This window comes from Gordonia sp. HS-NH1 (genome assembly GCF_001418765.1).
Taxonomy (GTDB): domain Bacteria; phylum Actinomycetota; class Actinomycetes; order Mycobacteriales; family Mycobacteriaceae; genus Gordonia.
The window spans coordinates 58,972-79,826 of sequence record NZ_LIYC01000021.1; the positions used below are offsets into that span (position 1 = coordinate 58,972).

The 20,855-nt window shown below is 69.2% G+C and carries 19 protein-coding genes and 1 riboswitch; of the genes, 9 read left to right on the forward strand and 10 right to left on the reverse strand.

What is annotated here, in order from left to right; translation table 11 throughout:
* Nucleotides 1-9: 9 nt before the first annotated feature.
* From AMD30_RS15205 to AMD30_RS15215, 3 genes are all read right to left on the reverse strand, one after another.
* The gene (locus tag AMD30_RS15205; RefSeq protein WP_055476186.1) at nucleotides 10-1,590 is read right to left on the reverse strand and encodes an MFS transporter; all 1,581 of its coding nucleotides are present in this window, start codon (nucleotides 1,588-1,590) and stop codon (nucleotides 10-12) included.
* A 138-nt stretch (nucleotides 1,591-1,728) separates the two neighbouring features.
* Nucleotides 1,729-1,929: a hypothetical protein gene (locus AMD30_RS15210; RefSeq protein WP_010843748.1), complete on the reverse strand. Its 201-nt coding sequence runs from the start codon at nucleotides 1,927-1,929 to the stop codon at nucleotides 1,729-1,731.
* Nucleotides 1,930-2,030: 101 nt separating this feature from the next.
* Nucleotides 2,031-3,227 (reverse strand): carboxylate--amine ligase, encoded by a 1,197-nt coding sequence (locus tag AMD30_RS15215; RefSeq protein ID WP_010843749.1) that lies wholly within the window; start codon nucleotides 3,225-3,227, stop codon nucleotides 2,031-2,033.
* Between the two features lie 268 nt (nucleotides 3,228-3,495).
* On the opposite strand from AMD30_RS15215, the gene AMD30_RS15220 reads away from it, so the two are divergent.
* From AMD30_RS15220 to AMD30_RS15235, 4 genes are read left to right on the forward strand one after another with little or no spacing between them, the layout of a single operon-like run.
* Nucleotides 3,496-4,587: a hypothetical protein gene (locus AMD30_RS15220; RefSeq protein WP_055476187.1), complete on the forward strand. Its 1,092-nt coding sequence runs from the start codon at nucleotides 3,496-3,498 to the stop codon at nucleotides 4,585-4,587.
* A gap of 59 nt (nucleotides 4,588-4,646) precedes the next feature.
* Complete coding sequence (locus AMD30_RS15225) at nucleotides 4,647-5,513, forward strand: SCO6745 family protein (RefSeq protein WP_055476202.1); 867 nt, start codon at nucleotides 4,647-4,649, stop codon at nucleotides 5,511-5,513.
* Complete coding sequence (locus AMD30_RS15230) at nucleotides 5,510-5,980, forward strand: nuclear transport factor 2 family protein (protein WP_014928277.1); 471 nt, start codon at nucleotides 5,510-5,512, stop codon at nucleotides 5,978-5,980. Before AMD30_RS15225 ends, AMD30_RS15230 begins: the two co-directional genes overlap by 4 nt.
* A gap of 9 nt (nucleotides 5,981-5,989) precedes the next feature.
* On the forward strand, nucleotides 5,990-6,667 hold the full coding sequence (locus AMD30_RS15235; RefSeq protein WP_055476188.1) for a phosphoribosyltransferase: 678 nt from the start codon (nucleotides 5,990-5,992) through the stop codon (nucleotides 6,665-6,667).
* Between the two features lie 81 nt (nucleotides 6,668-6,748).
* On the opposite strand, the gene AMD30_RS15240 is transcribed toward AMD30_RS15235, so the two are convergent.
* The 6 genes from AMD30_RS15240 to thiO form a co-directional block, all read right to left on the reverse strand.
* Entirely contained in the window at nucleotides 6,749-9,358 is a 2,610-nt protein-coding gene (locus AMD30_RS15240) for a LuxR C-terminal-related transcriptional regulator (protein WP_148281225.1), read from the reverse strand.
* Between the two features lie 129 nt (nucleotides 9,359-9,487).
* The gene (locus AMD30_RS15245) at nucleotides 9,488-10,234 is read right to left on the reverse strand and encodes an ABC transporter permease (protein ID WP_055476189.1); all 747 of its coding nucleotides are present in this window, start codon (nucleotides 10,232-10,234) and stop codon (nucleotides 9,488-9,490) included.
* Entirely contained in the window at nucleotides 10,231-11,154 is a 924-nt protein-coding gene (locus tag AMD30_RS15250; protein WP_055476190.1) for an ABC transporter ATP-binding protein, read from the reverse strand. Before AMD30_RS15250 ends, AMD30_RS15245 begins: the two co-directional genes overlap by 4 nt.
* Nucleotides 11,155-11,223: 69 nt before the next feature.
* Nucleotides 11,224-12,021 carry a thiazole synthase gene (locus AMD30_RS15255; RefSeq protein WP_055476191.1) on the reverse strand — a complete coding sequence of 266 codons (798 nt, stop codon included), beginning with the start codon at nucleotides 12,019-12,021 and terminating at the stop codon, nucleotides 11,224-11,226.
* Nucleotides 12,014-12,214, reverse strand: a complete 201-nt coding sequence (thiS, locus tag AMD30_RS15260; protein ID WP_010843758.1) for a sulfur carrier protein ThiS — start codon at nucleotides 12,212-12,214, stop codon at nucleotides 12,014-12,016. Before thiS ends, AMD30_RS15255 begins: the two co-directional genes overlap by 8 nt.
* Entirely contained in the window at nucleotides 12,211-13,272 is a 1,062-nt protein-coding gene (thiO, locus tag AMD30_RS15265; RefSeq protein ID WP_055476192.1) for a glycine oxidase ThiO, read from the reverse strand. Before thiO ends, thiS begins: the two co-directional genes overlap by 4 nt.
* Nucleotides 13,267-13,377: riboswitch (TPP riboswitch) on the reverse strand. It overlaps the preceding gene by 6 nt.
* 47 nt (nucleotides 13,378-13,424) lie before the next feature.
* Between thiO and thiE the strand changes: the two genes are divergently transcribed.
* Both thiE and AMD30_RS15275 read left to right on the forward strand, forming a co-directional pair.
* Complete coding sequence (thiE, locus tag AMD30_RS15270) at nucleotides 13,425-14,150, forward strand: thiamine phosphate synthase (protein ID WP_055476193.1); 726 nt, start codon at nucleotides 13,425-13,427, stop codon at nucleotides 14,148-14,150.
* Between the two features lie 321 nt (nucleotides 14,151-14,471).
* On the forward strand, nucleotides 14,472-14,852 hold the full coding sequence (locus tag AMD30_RS15275) for a hypothetical protein (protein ID WP_010843761.1): 381 nt from the start codon (nucleotides 14,472-14,474) through the stop codon (nucleotides 14,850-14,852).
* Nucleotides 14,853-14,874: 22 nt separating this feature from the next.
* Here the strand turns inward: AMD30_RS15275 and AMD30_RS15280 are convergent, their stop codons facing one another.
* Entirely contained in the window at nucleotides 14,875-15,357 is a 483-nt protein-coding gene (locus tag AMD30_RS15280) for an NUDIX hydrolase (RefSeq protein WP_055476203.1), read from the reverse strand.
* 352 nt (nucleotides 15,358-15,709) lie between these two features.
* On the opposite strand from AMD30_RS15280, the gene AMD30_RS15285 reads away from it, so the two are divergent.
* Genes AMD30_RS15285 through AMD30_RS15295 form a run of 3 tightly spaced genes read left to right on the forward strand, consistent with a single transcriptional unit; the run spans nucleotide 15,710 to nucleotide 20,726 of the window.
* Nucleotides 15,710-17,161 (forward strand): hypothetical protein, encoded by a 1,452-nt coding sequence (locus AMD30_RS15285; protein WP_010843763.1) that lies wholly within the window; start codon nucleotides 15,710-15,712, stop codon nucleotides 17,159-17,161.
* Nucleotides 17,158-18,156 carry a glutamate ABC transporter substrate-binding protein gene (locus AMD30_RS15290; RefSeq protein WP_055476194.1) on the forward strand — a complete coding sequence of 333 codons (999 nt, stop codon included), beginning with the start codon at nucleotides 17,158-17,160 and terminating at the stop codon, nucleotides 18,154-18,156. The genes AMD30_RS15285 and AMD30_RS15290 overlap by 4 nt, the downstream gene beginning before the upstream one ends.
* Nucleotides 18,157-18,161: 5 nt before the next feature.
* Nucleotides 18,162-20,726 (forward strand): serine/threonine-protein kinase, encoded by a 2,565-nt coding sequence (locus tag AMD30_RS15295; protein WP_055476195.1) that lies wholly within the window; start codon nucleotides 18,162-18,164, stop codon nucleotides 20,724-20,726.
* Nucleotides 20,727-20,855 lie beyond the last annotated feature (129 nt).

Below are 20,855 nucleotides of genomic sequence, written 5' to 3' on the forward strand. Positions count from 1 at the left end.
TCCCGGGGATCACAGGCTGCGTTGCTTCACGTACTCCGCCATCGCCGTTCGCTCCGCGTCGTGTTTGGGATAGAAGAAGAACACCACCGCCGCACCCAGCACGACGATGCCGGCCGCCGCGCCGTAGGCGTACTTGTCGCCCTGTACGAACGCGTCGCGGGCCGCAGCGATGATCTGATCGGCGTACTGCGGATAGCGTTCGGCCAAGACCTCCGCGCTCGAGAACGACTTCGTCAGCGCGGCTTCGGTCTGTTCGGTGACCTCATCGGCCTGCGGAGAATCGGAGATGGTCTCCCGCAGCTGATTCGCGTAACCCGCGGTCAAGATCGCACCGAGGGTGGACTGCAAGATCGCGCCGCCCAGGTCGCGCTGCAGATCGGACATGCTCGACGCCATTCCGGCACGCTGAACGGGTACCGAGCCGGTCAGCGACTGCGACGCCGGTGTCCCCGCGAGGCCGACACCCACCCCGACGAGGACGTACACGAGGCCGACATGCCAGAACTGAGCGTCCTCGTCCCAGGTGAGCATCGCGAGCACCAGGCCGACGACGATGAAGGCGTAACCGGACAGCAAGGTGAACCGCGAACCCATGTTCTGCACCAGCTTCGCCGACCGCGGTGCCACGACGATCATGGCCGCCGCGGCCGGGAGGATCGTGGCGCCGGCCGCGAGTGTGGAGTACCCCAGCACGTTCTGCATGTACTGCTGACCGATGAACATCGCTCCCATGAGCGTGCCGAACACGATGAGCCCGCCCACCGCCGCGACCCAGAAGGTGCGTCGGGAGGCGATGCGGAGGTCGAACAGCGGAACCCGAACGCGTAGCTGCCGCCAGACGAAGCCCGCTCCGGTCAGCACCGCGATCGCCGCCAGGATGTAGACCTGGAGTCGCTGATCGGAATTCGGCGCGAAGTTGATCGCGAGGACGAGCGAGCCCACCATCACGATGGACACGACGCCGCCCAGGTTGTCGACGACCGCCGCCTCGTCACCGGTGTCGGCGGGCACCAGCCGCCACGCGGTGACCAGCGCGACGACGGCGAGCGGCAGGGTCACCAGGAACACCGAGTGCCACGACAAGACCTCGAGAAGGGCTCCGGACAGCACCGGGCCCAGCGCCGAGATCGCACCGCCGAACGCCGACCACGCGGCGATCGCCCGGACGCGCTTGGGTCCCGACCACAGGGCGGTGATCACCGCCAGGGTCGTCGGAAAGGCCAGGCCGGCAGCGATTCCACCCACCAGACGAGCGCCGAACAGGACCTCGACGTTGGGCGCGAACCCGGCGACGAGCGACGCCGGGATCGACAGGCACATGCCGATGATGAGCATTCGCTTGCGGCCGTGGCGATCTCCCAGCGCGCCGAAGTAGAGCACCGACGCCGCCAGACCCAGCGAGTAGCCGACCGCGACCAGGTTCAGCTGTGTCGAACTCGCGTCGAGTGCCTTGCCGATGTCGGGCAGTGCCACGTTCGCCACCGCGAGATTGATGTTGGCCACCCCGGCGACCAGGATCAGCGCGACCAGGATCGCCTTCGCCCGCTTCGGGGCCGTCCCCGCCTCGACCTCGGCCGTTGTCGACGTCATCGGGGAATCGTACGTGCGCGAGCGCCATTCGGCCGGGGATCGCGCCGGTCAGGGCACAAGATGGTCGCGCGGTCAGATCAGGTTGCGGTCTGTCCCGGAAACCGGGACATACCGCAACGCGATCACATACGGATCAGATCAGAGACAGACGCTGATGGTGACCGGCCCGATGGGGATGCCGAAGCAGATCGACACCGAACCGACGGCCTGGACGGGCTGCACCGGTTGTACCGCCGGAGCGGCCGAGGCAGCCGGCGCGGTGGCCAGACCGATCGCGCAGGCGGCACCGACCGCGGCCACCCCGACAGACGTACGACGCATGATTCTGGACATGTTCATGAGCAGCTCTCCTCGAGCTCGAGTCCCCCCGGACAACCCTGCGGATGGGGCAAACACGCAGGTGATGGTGACTGGAGAGTCTACGCCCCGGGCGCTGCACGTCACAGGCTGATGCGAAGCCCGTCCCACTCGTGATCGTGCATGAACCCCTCGGCGAGCCCGACCCGGTATTTGAAGCAGCTGCGCAGGATTCCGGCATAGGCGAAGGGCAGCATCAGCGCGGGCTTCGGGTCGCCAGGGCTCTTGACGACGTCGGATGCGCCCCGGAAATCGCGGACGAAGTCACGCAGGGTCCGATCCTTGCGGGACGAGGAGCGCCACCCGTAGAGCAGCATGCCCAGTCCGATCATCTTGTCGACGCCCGAGCCGGGCGTGATCGGCCCGTCGTCGGGGTCCCAGGTCCCGAGGAACGCGCGGTCGACCCCGTCGTCGGGCGTGAACATCATGATCCCGCTCGTGGCACGCGGATTGCATTCGATGCAGAACAGATCGGCGGCCTCGCCGGAACCGGTCCGGTCCTCGATGAAGTCGAAACCGATCTGCCCGGTGAAGTTCACCCGGCGGACGAAATCGCTGACCCATTCGGCGATCCGCGGATGGTCCACGGACCGGAAGTTGAGGCACGAGCTGCCGTCGATGGCGTAGTCGACGGGATAGGTTGCGTGTGCGTAGACGCGCCCCTCGTGGCAGACCGAATAGGTGCAGTAGTTGCTTCCCGAGGCCCATTCCTGGGCGATCCACGGGTTCTGCTCGTCGTGTTCGAGCCAGGTGAGCGGATCACCGGGCGTCACCTTGTGGACCTTCTGCGAACCACGCGAGTAACAACGCTTGAGTGCGAACGGCTGCGTGAAATCGAGCGATCCGACGTCCTCGGGTCCGGTGACCCGCGCGAACTTGCGCGTCGGAATACCGAGTTCGACGAGCAGTTCCTGGAAATCGTATTTGTTGTGCAGCCGGTTCTCGGTGGCGAAATCGGAGAGGAACAGCCGACATCCGGGTGGGAACACGTCGGCGAGCATCGCGATGATGTCGGTCTCCTCGTGCACCGGGATGACCATGTCGACATCGTTCTCGGCCACGATCCGCGCGAGCGCGTGGCAGTACGCGAGGGGTTCGAACTTCGGCGGCGGCACCCGATGAAAGTCGCTCACCGCGTTGGAGAATCGACCGATCCCGACCGGGATCGAATCGACGATGCTGACGCGATGACCGGCCGCGGCCATGAGCCGCGCGAGTTCCAGGGTCAGGAAGGACCTGCCGAATGTGATCAGGACATGGGCTCGTCCGGCGCTGTTCACCCGAGCGAGTGTAGTGCCGCCGGCGCAAGGCGTTCGGCCGGCCGGGGCCGAGGATTCCCGCTGTGATTCGGCCGGGGGCGGGAATATTCGATACCGTCCTGTCGGTTCGTCCTGTTAGTTTCTCCACGATCGGCAGGCACGTCGATGTCTGCAGTTCTGCGACCAGCACGATTGCAGCAGAGCGCCGGCGGCCGATCGCGCGTGTACGCAGTCGGGGTGGTCGGCGGTCCGAGCCTGTGGGGCTCATCCGGACCGAGTTGGAGGAGGCATGCAGCTGTTCGTCATCGGCGTGATCGCCGCGTGCCTCGCCGCAGTCGCCTACGGGATGTCGACGGTCCTGCGTGCACTCGGTGCGCGCCGCGTGGCCGAGGCCGCCGCCGACGATGGCGAGGGCATCACCAACGAGAACGGCGCACCGACGCTCTCGTCGACCATGTCGACGCTGGTCGACCCGGCCTTCATCCTCGGCACGACGCTGGTCGTCCTCGGATTCGCCGGCGGCGCCCTCGCCGCCCGATTCCTGCCGCTGTTCCTCTCCCAGACCATCGTCTCGGCGAACCTCGTCATCACCGCGCTGCTCGGCACGATCATCCTCAACATCGCGCTGCACACCCGCGAATGGGTCGCCATCTGGCTGGTCGTGATGTCGCTCTGCCTGCTCGGCGTGGCGTCGTCCCATCACACCGGCGGCGGCGAGGAGGTCGGATTCCACTGGGGCCTGTTCGTCGCGACCCTCGCCCTGTGCGCCCTGGCGCTGGTGGGCGTGTACAACCTCGGCCCGGCGGGTGCCATCGTCGGCGGGGCGGCGGCCGGTCTGCTGTTCGGCATCATCGCCATCGCCGTCCGCATCCTCGACGGAGTCCAGCCGTTCGATCCCGTCGCCCTCCTGACCGATCCGGCGGCCTGGACCATCGCCGCCGCGGGCGCGGTGGGCTTCTACGTCCAGACCGTTGCCCTGCAGCTCGGCGCGGTGAACGGGGTGACGGCCGTGCTCGTCGTCGGCGAGACGGCCGGCCCGAGCCTCGTGGGGGTCGTGTTCCTCGAGGACACGGCCAAACCCGGACTCGGCTGGCTGGCGATCCTCGGCTTCGTCGGCGCGGTGATCGGCGCCGTGCTGGTGGCCTGGTACGGCTCGGTGGACCCGGATCACCTGGGCGAGGCCCCGCCGATGAAGGGCGGGTGGCGCCGTGGCCGCGAGGAGCCCGAGTCCGAGGAGCCGCGGGCGGACTCCTCCGCGGAGACCGACGGGTTCGGTGGCGAGGCCGACGACTCCCGGCGAGACGTCGGCCCGGCGCCCGATGCCGACTCATGGCAGGTCGACAACTCCGTTCTCGACGCTCGCGACTCCCGCCGCAACTGACCGCTTCCCCTGCTCACCAGGTGGTTGACACCCGCGTCTCGGGTGACGAGGGTGGGTTGATGACATCGACCAGCACGGGCTCCGCGGCCCGGCTCGCCTACGAGACCCTCGAACCCTTCCACATCATCGCCTACTTCAATCCGGGCCTGAAGAGCGCGCAGCAGGACACCGGGCTGAGCGGATACTCCTTCTACGTCGGTGCGCGCGGTGCCCCGTTCGGCCCGTGCACGTCGTCGGTCATCGCCTCTGCCTTCTACAACTTCAACTTCGAACTCATCGCGAAGAGCTGGGCCGCAGCCGTTGACGCCGGGCTCGACCGCGTCCATGAGCGGCGCAACCAGATGCTCGACGATTCGCTCCGCGACATCCTCGGCGACTCCGTCGACGACGCGAGCCTCGACGAACTCGCCTCTGCCTACTACGAACTCGCGGCCGGCCTACCGCTCGGCGGCCGCCCGCTCGCCGCCGCCTGGTCGACCGCCCCGAAGCCGGACACCGCGCGGCTCCGCCTGTGGCACGCCGTCGCGATTCTGCGAGAGTGGCGCGGCGACAACCACATCGCCGCTCTCGCACTCCACGGCCTGAACGGATTCGACGCGGCCGTCTTCCACGAGTCGCAACTCCCCGATCCCACCATTCGCCGCCGCACCCTGGGCAAGCGCATTCTGCTGCTGACCCGGGGGTGGTCGGAAGAGGAGTGGGAGGACAGCGTGGACCGCCTCGTCGACGCCGGACTGGTCGAGCGTGTCGAGGACGGGCACCGGCTCACCCCCTCCGGAGCGGCGACCTACGACGACATCGAGGCCACCACCGACGCTGTGGGAGAGTCCATCTGGGTTGGCACCGACGATCTGCTGGAGCGCACGAGGCCCGTCGTGAAAGCTGTCATCGATGCGGGGATCCTGCCGGGAACGAGATCGAAGTGAGCGCACCCGACGGACGGTTCGAGGACCTACGGGCGATCGAGAACCTCAAGTACCGCTATCTGAGATCCCTCGACACCAAGGACTGGGCGACGTTCTCGTCGACTCTCACCGACGACGTCACCGGCAACTACGGTGAGGGACTGGCTTTTTCCAACCGGGACGAGCTGGTCGGATACATGCGGGAGAACGTCGGTCCCGCAGTGATCACCGAACATCGCGTCGCGCATCCGGAGATCGAGATCGACGGCGACACCGCACGCGGACGATGGTACCTCCAGGACCGCGTCATCGTCGCCGAGTTCTCGTTCATGCTCATCGGCGCCGCCTTCTACGACGACACCTACCGCCGCACCGCGGACGGCTGGCGCATCAGCAGCACCGGCTACGACCGCACATACGAGGCGACCATCGGTCTCGCCGACCTGCCGAGTTTCGCTCTGAAGGTCGGTCCCGCAGTGCGGGTCTGAGGTCTGACGATGCGCCCGCGCACTTTCGCCGACCGCCGCGAGGCGGGTCGCCTGCTGGGTGCGCGGGTCGTCGCGGTCCTGAACACCGCGGCCACACCGGTGTCGGCACCGGTTGTCCTCGGTCTCGCCCGCGGCGGGGTCCCCGTCGCGCGGGAGGTCGCCGACGCGATCTCCCGGGCGACGGGCAGGTGCGGGCTGGACGTCCTGGTGGTCCGCAAGATCGGGGCGCCGGGCCACGAGGAGTTCGCGATGGGTGCACTCACCGCCCACCACCTGGTCGTCAACGACGACGTGCCCCGTCGGCTCGGGGTGTCCCGCACCGGCTTCGAGGAGTCGGCCGACCGGGAGCGGCGTGTCCTCCGCGACCGCGAGCGACGCTATCGCGGTGACCGTCCGGAAGCCGAACTCTCGCACCGGACGGTCATTCTCGTCGACGACGGTCTCGCCACCGGCTCGAGCATGGCCGTGGCGGTCGACTCCGTCCGGGCCGCCGGCGCCGCGCACGTGGTGGTGGCCGCACCGACAGCCCCGTCGGATTCGGTTCGCCGACTCCAGGATCGGGGCGTCGACGAGGTCGTCGTCCTCGTGATGCCGGAACCGTTCCGCGCCGTCGGACTGTCGTACGAGGATTTCACCCAGGTCGACGACGACGAGGTGATCGCCGCCCTCGATCGGTCGGGCGGTTGAGCCGAGAACCGCCCCCGAAAACGACCCTTCCGGGCGACACCGCCGACATATCGTCGACTGTCCGCTTCCTCCGGGCGGTTCTCAGTGGGCCTGCGGCCGTGCGTCTTTGAGCAGAAGTGCGGCCAACTCGGCGCGGTCACCGACATCGAGCTTGGTGTAGGCGCGGAACAGATGCCCTTCGACGGTACGCACCGACACGGTGAGGCGTTGCGCGATGTCCTTGTTGGACAGGCCGGCCGCCGCGAGGTTGGCGATCTCGCGCTCGCGCGAGGTCAACGGCAACGGCTGCGCGGCCGAGATCAGCGCCGGGGTCCGCAGGCCACCGCATTCGGACGCCAGGCGGTTGGCCACCGCGGCCGACGCCACGGTCGCCGACCGCTTGTCCGCCGCGTCGTGCAGGACACTGGCCTGCGCCGCGGAGTCGGCGGCGGACAGACGCACCCCGGAGTCCTCGAAGGCTGCCGAACACAGATCGAGTTCGACCGCGTCACCGTCGCGGAGGGCTGCGGCGTGCCGCGCGTACAGATCCGACAGCGGACCGTCGATCCGTTCCGCCAGTTCGGCGAGCCGATCGGCGACGCCCTCGTCACCGAAGCGCGCAGCGGTGTGCAGCGCCTCGGCCTCCACCGCGAACTGACCGGCGGCACGGGCGGCCGCCGCCGCGGAATGGGCGAGTTCGACGGCGGGCGTGACGGTTCCGGCCGCCGCCGCCTGCCACGCCGCCGCGATGGCGAGCATCGGCCCGAACACCGCCACATGCTTGCCGGACTTCTCCCGCGCCTTGGCCAGCGCGGCGGCGGCGCGGTCGGCCTGCCCCAGCGCGCTGAGCGCCTGCACCAGGAAGATGTGCGCCGGGAAGTTCCAGGAGTCGGAGAACCGGCCGCTGTCGAGGATCGCGAGCGTCTGTTCCATCCGCCGGGTCACCGACCCGCACGAGCCGCGTGCGAGTTCGACTGCGGCGACCAGGATTCCGGACATCGCCCAGCCCAGGTACTGGGCGGTCTGCGCAGCCGACACGAAGCGCCCGGAGGCGACATCCGCGTCGTCGAGCCGGCCGGTGAGGGTCAATGCGAGCGTCTCCCCGAAGCCGGTGGGGAACCGGAGCAGCCCGTCGACCTCGACCTCCCGCGAGTGTTCGGCCAACGCCCGGACCTCCGCGCCGCGGCCGGCCACCGCACGGGCGAGGCTGCCGCCGAACACCGCCCATTCCACCGCCCACGGCAGCACTTTGGACTCGGCCAGCACGGTGTCGGACAACGTGATCGCCTCGTCGATCCGGTTCTCGAAAAGAGCACAGGCCGAGGCGATGCCGGTGACGATGGGCTTGAGCGCGGGGTGGGTCACGCGCTCGGTCAGCAGCTGCAGGATCTCGTCGGCCCGGTCGGCGTCGCCGAGGGCCCAGAAGGTGTTGCCGATGATCGAGTTGCCCCACAGCACGAGCCGGCCCTCGTCGAGGTCGTCCGGCGAGAATCGCGCCAGGATGTCCCGCGCCTCGTCGGGATGCCCTTGCCACATGACCGCCCGCGCGAGCAGCTCGGCCTCCTCGAGTCCCCCGCCCTCGTCGAGCGCCGCCCGCGCGAATCGTTCGCCTAGCGGCGTCTGTGCGAGGTTCAGCGCGTCGCGGGCAGCTGTCCGCACCAGCGTCAGATCGATCTCGACGTCGCTCTCGATCGCCAGGTCGGCGAGACGAATCCGCTCGGCCGGGGTGTTCGTGGGCCGCGACTGCAGGGCCTCGACGAGCCGGCCGCGCAGCCGTCGCGACGAGACCTGACCGAGGCGGCGTCGGATCACCTCGCCGAACAGCGGATGGTGGAACGCGACGTCGAGGCGGCGTCCGTCGCGGGTGATACGCACCAACCCGGCGATCTCGGCCTCCTCGACGGCTTCTTCGCCGGCGAGCTCGGAGAGGACGTCGATGTCGAGCGGCTCGCACAGACTGAGGTACTTCAGCGCGCCCAGGACCGGGCCGTCGAGTTGCTCGATCCGTCCCTCCAGCAACGACGCCAGCTCCGAGGTGATGGCGGCGCGGCCGCGGAGTTGCCACACGCCGTTGACCTGGCGCAGCGTGTCCGCCTGGCGGGCGCCGTCCACGAGATGCCGGAGGAACAGTGCGTTCCCACCGGAGGCCTCCCACATGAGATTCGCGGAGTGCTCCTCGAGCTGGCCGCCGAGCACCGATTCGACGAGCTCGACGCTCTGGTCTTTGGTGAACGGGGACAATGTGATCCGCGTGAGGTGATTGTCCTTCCACAACGACGTCACGGCGTCCGGGACGGTCTCGCCGCTGCGCACGGTCGCGACGATGTGCACCGCGCGGTCGATCGCGAGTTGGTGCAGGAGCGTCGCCGACAGCTCGTCGAGCAGGTGGGCGTCGTCGACACCGATGACGACATCGCCGTCGGCGAGCAGCGATTCACGCGCTGCCGCAAGGTAGGTGACGGGATCGCTCGACGTCGCCGGGCCGACGAGGTGGGCGAACACACCGAGCGGGATGGACCGCGCGGACTCCGTGCCCGCCACCCAGCGCACACCCGTCGGCAACTCCGCGGTGACGTGGCGGGCGAGGGTCGTCTTGCCCACGCCGGAGTCACCGGTCAGCACCACACCACAGCCGGTCGTCTCACCCCTGAGCGCCGCTTGGATCGTGCGGAACTCCCGATCGCGCTCGACAAGCGGCCAATTCGTGGACATATTCGCGAATTTTAGTCTGCCGGGCCCTACAATGGGCCGCGCCGAAGCATCAATGTGGTCCGACCGGATGGCATCGGCCGGCTCTCAGCGGATTCCGCGTGTGACATCAGCGGAGGAAAACCACGCGAACTACGCATCTCGGGCGTTGGTGACCGCCACGGCGGCCGCCAGCAGCACGACTGTGAAACCCGCGAAGTAGAGCAACGAGCCGTAGGCGTTCCAGTGGAAGGTGTCACTGCCGCCGGCGAGGAAGTTCCAGCCGTTGAGGAACGGCAGGAACGACACGATGTGCTCACCGACGCGCGGGAGCACCGACACGATGCGCTCCAGCGCCAGCATCCAGACGAGCATGATCGCCACCGCGCCGGCCGAATGCCGCACGAGCGCACCCACGGCGAGACCGATCAGTGCACACAGCATCGCGAAAACCGGTGTGCCCCAGAGATGCCGGACGGTCTCGGGGCCGGTCAGCGAGACCCCGACGCCGGAGAGCACCTGTGCGACCACCACCGCGACGACGCACAGGATCGCCACCACCGCGAAGGAGAGTCCGCCGAACACGACCGCTTTCGCGATGAGAACCCGCGGGCGGCGCGGGATCGCGGCGAAGGTCGGGCGGATCGTACCGAAGCGATACTCCGTGGTGACACCCAGGATCGCCATGATCGCGAGAACCGCGACCCCGAACTGGTCGACGCCGATCAGGAAGTCGTCGGTGAGGGTGTCGGCCTCCCCGGGACTTCCGTACGAGGTCCCGGCGACGGCACCGAGCAGCACCGCGAGGCCCAGTCCCAGCACGACGACGACCCCGAGGCACCAGTACGGCGATCGGGTGCTGGCGAGTTTGATCCGCTCGGCGTTGATCGCGGCGATCACCGGTTCGCTCCCCCGTGGTAATCGACAGCGTGGGCTGTCATCGACATGAACACCTCTTCCAGCGACGCCGACTCGGCGGAGAGCTCATGCAGGGTGATGCCCGCAGCGGCAGCGAGATCGCCGACGTGATCGGTCGTGGTGTCCGGAACGCGCATCACCGGACGCCCCTGGCCGTCCGGGTCACCCGGGGCGGGGTTCAACCCCGCCGCCGCGAGCGCGGCGTGCAGCTGCTCAAGCTGCGGGCCGCGCACCCGGACCGATTGTCGTGCCCGCCCGGTGAACTCCGCGACCGAACAGTCGGCGATCAGCCGGCCCCGCCCGATGACGACGAGATGATCTGCGGTGAGCGACATCTCGGTGAGCAGGTGACTCGACACCAGCACCGTCCGACCCTCGGCGGCGAGCATGCGCATGAACCCGCGGATCCACACGATGCCCTCCGGGTCGAGGCCGTTGACCGGTTCGTCGAACAACAGCGTGTGCGGATCGCCGATCAGAGCACCCGCGAGCCCGAGCCGCTGCGACATGCCGAGCGAGAAACCGCCGGCGCGCTTCTTGGCCACCGAGGTGAGCCCGACCGTCTCGAGCACCTCGTCGACGCGGGCGGCCGGGATCTGGTTGCTCGCCGCCAGCCACCGCAGATGTGAGCGCGCACTGCGGTTCGGATGCACCCACCGAGCGTCGAGCAGCGCACCGACCTGACGCAGCGGATGGTCGAGGTCCCGGTAGCGCTGGCCGTTGATCGTCGCCGTGCCCGAGGTCGGACGATCGAGACCCAGCATCATGCGCATGGTCGTCGACTTGCCCGCGCCGTTGGGCCCCAGGAAGCCGGTCACCCGTCCCGGCCCGACCTCGAAGGTGAGATCGTCGACCGCGCGTTGACCGCCGAAGTCCTTCGTGAGATTCGCTACCCGCAACACGCCTCGACCATAGCCGTCGAATCCGGAGCGGCCCGGTCTGTCATTCGTACGGCCTGTCGCAGGCGCCCGTCAGCCCGGATCGCGGCCGGGCGAGGACGCGTGGGCCCAGAAGCGCTTGGGAATTCGGCCGGCCCGCCCGGCCAGCCGGCCCGCGATCACCGCGTGCCGCATCGCCGTCGCCATCAGTTCGGGATTCTCCGCGCGGGTCACCGCGGTCGCCAGAAGCACTCCGTCGCAACCGAGTTCCATCGCCAGCGCCGCGTCGCTCGCGGTGCCGATGCCGGCGTCGAGGATGACCGGCAGCGGGTCGTCGAAGCGGGTATGGCAGTCGTCGACGATCATCTCGATGTTGTGCGGGTTGAGGATTCCGAGACCGGTCCCGATGGGTGACCCGAGCGGCATCACCGCGGCCACCCCGAGATCGGCGAGTCGCGCGGCCAGAACCGGGTCGTCGTTGGTGTAGGCCAGCACGACGAACCCGTCGCCGACCAGGGCGGCGGCCGCGTCGACGAGTTCGATGGCATCGGGCATCAGGGTGCGTTCGTCGGCGACCACCTCGAGCTTGGCCCAGTCGGTCTCGAACGCCTCGCGCGCCAGCTGTGCGGTCAGGACCGCCTCGGCGGTGGTGTGACAGCCGGCCGTGTTGGGCAGCACGGCGATGTCGAGCCGGCGCAGCAGATCGAAGACCCCGGTGCCCGAGGCGGCGTCGACGCGGCGGACCGCGACGGTGGTGAGTTCGGTGCCCGAGGCGACCAGTGCGCGTTCCAGGGTCGCGAGATTCGACGCGCCGCCGGTGCCGGTGATGAGCCGGGACGAGAAGTCGCGGCCCGCGATCCGCAACGGGTCCGGTGTCAACTGGTCAGCCACCCTGCACCGCCGTGACGATCTCGACGACGGCGCCGTCGGTCATGGTGTGCCGGTCCCAGCGACCGCGCGGGACGACCGCGCCGTCCACCGCGACCGCGATCCCACGGTCCGGCAACCCGAGCCCGGCGACCACGTCGCGCACCGAGGCATCGGCGTCGACATCCATGCTCTCGCCGTTCACCGTGATACTCATTCCTCGACTCCTTCCAGGATCGACAGCACCCGCTCGGCGGTGCCCGGGGCGAGGACGATCCCATTGCGTCCGTGCCCGGTCGCCACGACGGTGCGTGCGTCCACGCGGGCGACGAGCGGCAACCCGTCGGCGGTGCACGGCCGCAGACCCGCGGCCGCTTCGGTCAGTTCATACGTCCGCAGTCCGGGCAGGACCTCGATCGCGTCGGCGAGCAGGTCGGCGACCCCACCGGCCTGCGGCGCCCGGTCGGTCATCCCCTCGGACTCGTACTGGGTGGCGCCGACGACGACACCGTCCTCGCGTGGCACCAGGTAGACGGCCCGACCGTGCAGACGTGCCCGGACGACGTGGGCGGGCGGGGGCACGGACCAGCGGGTGCGACGAAGCCGGAGGATCTCGCCCTTGGCCGGATGCAGGTCGGCGCCGGGCCAGAGGGCAGCGGTGCCGAGCCCGGCGGCAAGCAGGATCTGCCCGTCGGAGCCGGGGTCGTCGAGATCGGCCAGGGACCCGACGCGGGCGGTGGTGAGCTCCACGCCGGCCGTCGTGACCGCGGCACGCAACGCCTCGAGGAGGCGCCGGTTGTCCACGGACCACTCCCCGACCGCGCGATAGCCACCGACCAGACGAGAACTCAGCGACGGTTCGATTGCCCGGATGTCGCGGCCGGTCACCGGCTGCAACGCCGAGTCGGTGCGGGGTTGGCCGGCCCAGACGAAGTCGGCGAGGTGCCGCAGGTATTCGATGTCCGTGGCCGAGGCCGCGACGAACAGCGAGTCGGTGGCGGTGACGACCGCGGGGTCCTCGAGCCGCTTCACGAGCGCGGGCCAGAGCCGGACCGACTCCATCGACAGGGCGAGCGACGCGTCTTCGCCGGGATGTCCCTCGCCGAGCGAGCCGAGCATGCCACCCGCGACCCACGAGGCGCGCTCGTCGGTTCCGGCGTCGAGTACGCGAACCTGCCACCCGGCATCGGCCGCGGCCAGGGCGCACGTCAGCCCGATGACGCCGCCGCCCACCACCGTCAGGGTGCGGTGAGCAGTGTTCCGAGGGGAATTCACGCTGGAATCACCTTCCTTCGCCGGAATGACCCGGATCAGGTTCGACGGTCAGCGGATCGGTCCGCACTCTCAGCCCGGCCGGTCCGGGCTCCCGCGTGTTCGTGCGGTCCACCCTACGCGGGGGCGTCAGGCGTCCGGTTAGCCTGGTCGGCGTGACGACCCCGAACAACACCAGGTCAGGATCCGCGGATTCCGGCCACGCGACAGACCGTCGACGTCGGCTCTGCTCGGCCCGCCTCTATCTGTGCACCGACGCCCGACGCGAGCGCGGCGACCTCCTCGATTTCGTCCGCGCAGCGCTGGCGGGCGGCGTCGACATCGTGCAGCTCCGCGACAAGAACTCGCCGGGCGAACGCCAGTTCGGGACTCTGGAGGCGCGGGAGGAGCTCGAGATCCTCGCGGGACTGCGGGCGATGACCGACGCGCACGGCGCGCTGCTGGCGGTCAACGATCGCGCCGACATCGCGGCGCTCTCCGGCGCCGACGTCCTGCACGTGGGACAGGGCGACCTGTCGCCGTCGGCGGCCCGCCGGATCGTCGGCCGCAACGTCGTCATCGGCGCCTCGACCCACGACCCCGAGCAGGCCGCCGCCGCGATCTCCGACGAGGACGTCGACTACTTCTGCGTCGGCCCGTGCTGGACCACGCCCACCAAACCCGGCCGCGCCGCCGCCGGCCTCGACCTCGTGTCCGCCACTGCGGAGATGCTCTCGGGGCCAACACAATCGGCGAAACCGTGGTTTGCCATCGGCGGGATCGATGCCGGCCGCGTCGGCGAGGTCACCGCGCGCGGGGCCCGGCGCATCGTCGTCGTGCGCGCCATCACCGCCGCCGCCGACCCGACCGCCGCGGCCCGGGAACTCGCCGGGATGCTGTAGCGAGTCGTCATCAGGCGACGAAACAGGTTTGCCCGGTCGGTGCCGCGGGTCTATGGTGGACCGATCATGTTGTGCATCACGAGCATTCTCGTAACCCGCCGCAGCGGGGTCTGAATCTGACCGACCCCCCGCTGCGGGTCGGTTGCGCTCTCTCGTCGGTCACCCATTCTTCGACCGAAATCGGTTACCGAGATGCACCCTCTTCATCTGTCTCATCGATCCTGTTCGTGGCATGAGCACGACGACCGCCGCGGTGGCGATCTGTTCACCGAGCGGTACGGCCGTCCGCTTCCCCCTGGAATGCACGAGGAGGCCACCGGGATGACCTGGCAGGAATTCACCGACGAGTACTCCCGCGGCGGCACGATCCGGCTCGGGTCATGGTCGGTCGCGTCGTGTTCGGGCGACCTGGTCGAGTGCCGGGCGACGCTCGCGATCGCCGACCGCATCAGGTCCTGCAGCGCCGTCGCCGCCGGCCCGGTCGGTGCGATGACGTCGATCCTCCACGACGTCGGAGCCCCCGTTCAGATCGTCCGTCTGCATCAGCGGGTCGTCGACGGCGTGGTCACGACGTTCCTCCTGTGCGAGAACGACGGCCGCCACGCCTGGGCCGCCGGCGAGGGCGCGAGCAGCGACGAGGCGAACGTCCACGCGCTGGTCGCGGGCGCGAACCGGCTGCTGGACGGCGGACGGGTCGGCTGACCCGCCGACAGATCAGTTCAGCTCAGCTCTGGGGGTCGAGCATCGCGATGCGCTCGCGGAGGGTGGGCCAGGCGAGCCCGAACGCGGGGTGCAGAGGCAACTGGTCCACCCGCTTCTCGTCGACCCACCGCAGCTCGGTGGACTCGAAGTTGGCGACCGTGCGGACCGGCGTGTCGGTCTCGGCGATGACGGTCGTGTAGGTCCATCCGCCGGGCGATTCGTGGGTGACGACCGCCGCGACGACGCGCAGGTCGTCGCCGGTGATCCCGGCTTCCTCCTGGGCCTCGCGGATCGCCGTGTCGATGGCGCCCTCATGCGAGTCGCGGGCGCCGCCGGGCAGCGCCCAGGTGCCACCCTGATGCGACCACGCGGCGCGGTGCTGGAGGAGTACACCGGTCGTTCCCTCCGGCAGCGGCGCCCGCAACAACAGGCCTGCCGCGCCGTGGATTCCCCAATATCGTGAACCGTCGGGATCGATCACCCAGCCGTCGCCGTCGCCGCGCACCACGCCTCCTCGCATCCCGATCGCCTCGACCAGGTGCCTCCACCGTAAGTGAGACGCGCGCCACCTGCCAGGAACATCGCAAACCGCGGCCTACCCACCGGGTCGAGAACCGTGCGGAGACGCCGGTTTCACGCAGCGCGAGCCGAACGGCCGAGGTCGGCGACGCGGCGTCGGCCAGCCCGGAGGAACCCTGCCCGATGGCATAGGGTGAAACACGCACGACCCGGTGAACGATGACCCAAGTGACACAACACCTGGCGTTGATCGCCCGGCCACGCGAATCCGGAACGGGGAACCGGTGACCGTACGACCGCACCGGAGACGATCCAGCGTTTGAGAAGGGATCAGGTAGGTGACCGGCGACGCGTCCTCCGTGCGGACGGCGCTGACGCGTGGCGGTCGCACGATCCGGCCGGCGCAGGCCTCGCCTCCGATCCGCCAGGTGCTCGCCGACCGTCGCGAACTCGTCGCCACCGCCCGGGAACGCGCCCAGTCGCCCTTCCAGACCATCCGCCACTTCGCGGTCACCACCCCCGGCAAGCTCATCATCATCTGCGGCATCCTGGCGCTGGGCTGTCTGAGCACCGGGCTGTACGCATCGACGGTTCTCGAAGACCGCACCCAGACCCTGCAGCGCCTCATCGACCGGACCGAGCCGCTTGCCGAGGCCGCCCAGGTCCTCTACAGCTCACTGTCGATCGCCGACGCCTCGGCCAACGCGGCGTTCATCTCCGGCGGGCTCGAGACCCCTGATCTGCGACAGCGCTACTCGGATGCGTTGGCGACGGCGTCGTCGTCGTTGATCCTGGCGACCGGTACCTCCAGCGAGCCCGGTTCCGGAATGACGTCGGACCGGTCGGAGCAGGCGGTCAGCGCCGATCTGGATACGCTGTCGACGTCGATCCCGGTGTACAGCGGACTCATCGAGACGGCGCGGACCAACAACCGGCTCGGCAATCCGGTGGGGTCGGCGTATCTCGGACAGGCGTCGTCGATGATGCAGGATCAGATCCTGCCGGCCGCGCAGCGTCTCTACGAACGACGTTCGATGGCCATCGCCGATCCACAACAAACGCTGACCCGTCCGCCCTGGACCGTCTACGCACCGCTGCTGTTCCTGCTCGCCGCGCTGGTGCTGACGTCCCGCTATCTCGCGCGCCGGACCCGCAGGCGGTTCAACGTCGGGGTCGTCGCCGCCATCTTCGCCCTCGGCATCGGGACCCTGTGGCTGCTCGCCTCCGGCCTGATGTCGGTCGCCGCGACCAGCGACGCCCGCACCGAGGGAGCCGACCCGCTCCGCGACCTGACCGCTGCGCGCATCCTCACCCAGCAGGCACGGTCGGCCGAGACGCTGTCCCTCATCCGCCGCGGCGACCAGGGCGGTCTGGAACGCAGCTTCTCCGTCGCGACGAGCGAGGTCGGCACCATCGTCGACGACGTGCGCGACGGAACCGAGGACGGTGACAGCGCCGTCACCCCCGAGCAGCTGGACACGGTCACCGCGGCGCTGACGGAGTGGCGGCGCACCGACGCCGCCGTCCGCCGCTACATCCAGACCGGGAACTTCGGGCTCGCGCGCCTGCACACCGTCGGCGACGGGCCGGACAGTTCCGCGCGCGCCTACACTGCGGTCGACACCGCACTGGTCGATGCGATCACCACCGCCCGGAACTCGTTCCGGGACGACATCAACACCGCGCAGCGCGTACTCGGGTTCACCGGCACCGGGATCCTGCTGCTCACCGTCTTCGCCGGCGTCGCGGTCGTGGGCGGTCTCATACCCCGGATCCGGGAGTACCGATGACGACCACGCGCTCGGCTCGCCGCCTGCTGACCGTCGTGGTCGTGCTCGCGCTCACCGGTCTGGTCGCGACCGGATGCGTGCGTTTTCCCGCACCCGAATCACCGCCGCCGACCGCCACCGCCGGGTCGCCGGTGCTGCCCGGCGTGCAGGTCGACGTGCCCGTCGAGCCCCCACCGAGTTCCGAGGCATGCAACGCGACCCTGACCCTGCGGCCGCCCGCCCAGATGCCGCTTCCCCGTCAGATGCCACCGAATTCGACGATGGCCGGGATCCTGGAACGCGGCCGGCTCATCGTCGGCCTCGACATCGGCTCCAACCTGTTCAGCTTCCGCGATCCGATCACCGGCGACATCCAGGGTTTCGACGTCGACATCGCGCACGAGATCGCCGGGGCCATCTTCGGGGACGACCGCCGGATCGAATTCCAGGTCCTGAGTTCCGCGCAGCGCATCGACGCGCTGCGGGACATGACCGTCGACGTGGTGATCAAGACGATGAGCATCACCTGCGACCGGTTGCGCGACATCAGCTTCTCCGCCCCTTATTACGTTGCCTCGCAGCGGATTCTGTCCTTCCGGAACTCGAACGTCGCCGGTCCGGATCAACTTGCGGGCAAACGCGTCTGCGCGGCGCGCGGGACGACCTCGATCGGTCGCATCCAGTCGATCCAGCCACGCGCGCGCATGGTCAGCACCACCACCTGGGCCGACTGCCTGGTGCTCATGCAGCAGGGCCAGATCGATGCGGTGACGTCGGACGACGCGATCCTCGCGGGCCTCGCCGCGCAGGACCCATGGGTACGGGTCGTCGGTCCCAGTCTCGGCGAGGAGTTCTACGGCGTCGGGATTCCCAAGGGGCAGGATGACATGGTCCGCTTCGTCAACGGGGTGCTCGAACGCATCCGCGTCACCGGTCGCTGGCAGGAGATCCGCGACCGCTGGTTGTCCATCCTCGACAGCGGGTACGGCGCACCCCAGCCGTACTACCGGGACTGATGCCCATGGACAGCACCGCCCGCGACGACGACGAGCCGGACGACGTGCGCGGCGATTCGCGCGCCCACACGGAGGGCGACGAGCTGGGCACCCAGCGGGTCTCGCTCGACTCGCTTCTCGGGGACGACCCACACGGGAGCGACGTCGAGACCACCGCGGAGGTCACCGAGGTCGGCACCCAGAAGGCCGACCTCGCGGCACTGACCGCCGGCTCCGACGACACGACCGATCCACGGCCCGGGCGCCGCGCCGACCCGGATGTCGGAACACAGGCCGTCGCACCGGTGTTCACCGTCGGGGTCGACCCCGACGACCGGACCGACCGCGTCGTCCGATCGCGTCCGGCCGTACCCCATCCCGAACCCGACTCGGGTCCGCTCGGCCGGCGACTGGTGCCGCATCGTCGGCCGCCGGTGCACGAACGCCGGCTCGGCAGCGGCCTGGTCGAGATGCCGAAGATCACCGACATCGAACCCGCCGATGCCGTCATCGACGACCCGGTGATCGCCGACAGCAAGCGGTTCTGCTGGCGCTGCGGCAAACCGGTCGGCCGGCGCGAGGGCGACGGTGCCGGCCCCCCGACCGGTGACTGCGACAACTGTGGCGCCCGGTACTCGTTCGTCCCGGGCCTGGCGCCGGGCACGCTGGTCGCCGACCAGTACGAGATCGCCGGCGCGATCGCCCACGGCGGCCTCGGCTGGATCTACCTGGCCATCGACCGCAACGTCAGTGATCGGCCCGTCGTCCTCAAAGGTCTGCTGAATTCCTCGGATTCGGAGGCCCAGCGCGTCGCGGTCGCGGAGCGGCAGTTCCTGGCCTCGGTCAACCATCCCGGGATCGTGAAGATCTACAACTTCGTCGAGCACGTCGACGACGATGACCGCTTCGGGTACATCGTGATGGAGTACATCGGCGGCCAGACGCTCAAGCAGATCACCGGAGGTGATCCCGACAACGCCCTGCTCTCGGTGGAGCAGGGTTTGGCCTATATCCTGGAAGTACTTCTCGCCGTGGGCTATCTACATTCGGTCGGACTGGTCTACAACGACGTCAAACCAGAGAACATCATGGTCGGCAGCGACGAGGTGAAACTGATCGATCTCGGCGCCGTCTCCCCGATCAACGGTTACGGACACCTGTACGGGACGCCCGGCTTCCAGGCACCGGAGATCGTCAAGACCGGACCGCAGATCGCGACCGACATCTACAGCATCGGGCGCACCCTCGCGGTCCTCACCGTGCCGATGGAGATGCGGAACGGGCGCTACGTCGACGGCCTGCCCGCCGCGTCGAAAACGCCTGTCTTCCGGAACAACCCGTCGTACTACCGTCTCCTGCAGCGTGCCACGGCACCCGACCCGGCCGACCGGTTCGTCTCTGCGGAGGAGATGAGCACCCAGGTGCTGAACGTGCTGCGCGAGACGGTCGCCGTCCACACCGGGGTTCCGCGACCCGCACTGTCGACGGTGTTCACCCCGCAGCGCTCGACTTTCGGCACCGACCTCATGCTCGCGCCCGTCGACGGTTTCTTCGACCCCGATCAGGCGGCGTTCTACGACCCGGTGGACATCGCCAACGCGCTGCCCGTACCGCTGGTCAACCCGCTCGACCCGGCGGCGAGCCTGCTCACGTCGGCGGCGCTGTCGGATCCGCGTCAGACACTCGACTCGATCAACACCGCGCGGGCGGAGGGTTTCGCCTCGCTCTTCGGTGGGCGGCCGGTCGAGAACGCCCACCCCTCACGGGAGATCGACCTCGCCGAGGCCCGCGCGCACCTGCAGCTCGACGACGTCGACACCGCGCTCGCCCTCCTCCAGGAAGTCCGTGCTCACCACGGCGATTCGTGGCGGGTCGAGTGGTACATGGGTATCTGCGCGCTGATGAACGACGAGCCAGAACTGGCCTATGAGCGCTTCGACGAGGTCCTGGGTGCGATGCCCGGTGAGGTCGCACCCAAGCTTGCCGTCGCGGGTACGGCCGAACTCATCGGCCGCTGGCTCGCCGACGAGAACGGTCCGGCGAAATCCGCGGAGAAGATCGCCAAACTGTATGACGTTGCGCAGCACCATTATCACGATCTGTGGCTGACCGATCACAGCATCGTGACCGCCGCGTTCGGTCTGGCGCGGCTCGCGGTGGCGGCCGGTGACATCGACGCCGCCATCCAGCCGCTCGACGAGGTTCCCGCGACCAGCCGCCACTTCAACACCGCACGCGCGACGGCGATCATCGCGCTCGTCCACGGACGGCCCACCGCGCAGGTGACCCGTGAGCAGATCGTCGAGGCGGCGCGGCGCCTGGAACAGATCCCGGACACCGAACCGCGCAAGGCCCGGATGCTGCTGATCGTGCTGGGCACCGCGCTGGGCTGGATTCACGACAACCCCGACGACGCCCTGCTGGACAAGGAGCCGTCGACCCTGCTCGGGTTCCCGTTCACCGAGTACGGGATCCGGACCGGTACGGAGCGCTCGTTGCGTCAGCTGGCACGTCTGACCCGCACCAACCGGGACCACCGATTCATGCTCGTCGACCTCGCCAACTACGTTCGGCCGAATACCCTGTTCTAGGACGACCTGAACGGTGCTGTTGCGTTGCGCAGCAGCCGTTCTTGGCTGAGGAGATCCTCGAGGTGTGCCTCAACCAACGATGGGCGAGTACCACGCACGCGCCGTGGTGGTCGGACGTCGATGACGTGG

What these genes read in the sequence shown, in the direction of transcription:
- AMD30_RS15210 (WP_010843748.1), bottom strand. Translation starts at nt 1,929, where the DNA reads ATGAACATGTCCAGAATCATGCGTCGTACGTCTGTCGGGGTGGCCGCG.
- AMD30_RS15295 (WP_055476195.1), top strand. Translation starts at nt 18,162, where the DNA reads ATGGACAGCACCGCCCGCGACGACGACGAGCCGGACGACGTGCGCGGC.
- AMD30_RS15290 (WP_055476194.1), top strand. Translation starts at nt 17,158, where the DNA reads ATGACGACCACGCGCTCGGCTCGCCGCCTGCTGACCGTCGTGGTCGTG.
- AMD30_RS15225 (WP_055476202.1), top strand. Translation starts at nt 4,647, where the DNA reads ATGACATCGACCAGCACGGGCTCCGCGGCCCGGCTCGCCTACGAGACC.
- AMD30_RS15220 (WP_055476187.1), top strand. Translation starts at nt 3,496, where the DNA reads ATGCAGCTGTTCGTCATCGGCGTGATCGCCGCGTGCCTCGCCGCAGTC.
- AMD30_RS15235 (WP_055476188.1), top strand. Translation starts at nt 5,990, where the DNA reads ATGCGCCCGCGCACTTTCGCCGACCGCCGCGAGGCGGGTCGCCTGCTG.
- thiS (WP_010843758.1), bottom strand. Translation starts at nt 12,214, where the DNA reads ATGAGTATCACGGTGAACGGCGAGAGCATGGATGTCGACGCCGATGCC.
- AMD30_RS15240 (WP_148281225.1), bottom strand. Translation starts at nt 9,358, where the DNA reads ATGTCCACGAATTGGCCGCTTGTCGAGCGCGATCGGGAGTTCCGCACG.
- AMD30_RS15205 (WP_055476186.1), bottom strand. Translation starts at nt 1,590, where the DNA reads ATGACGTCGACAACGGCCGAGGTCGAGGCGGGGACGGCCCCGAAGCGG.
- AMD30_RS15275 (WP_010843761.1), top strand. Translation starts at nt 14,472, where the DNA reads ATGACCTGGCAGGAATTCACCGACGAGTACTCCCGCGGCGGCACGATC.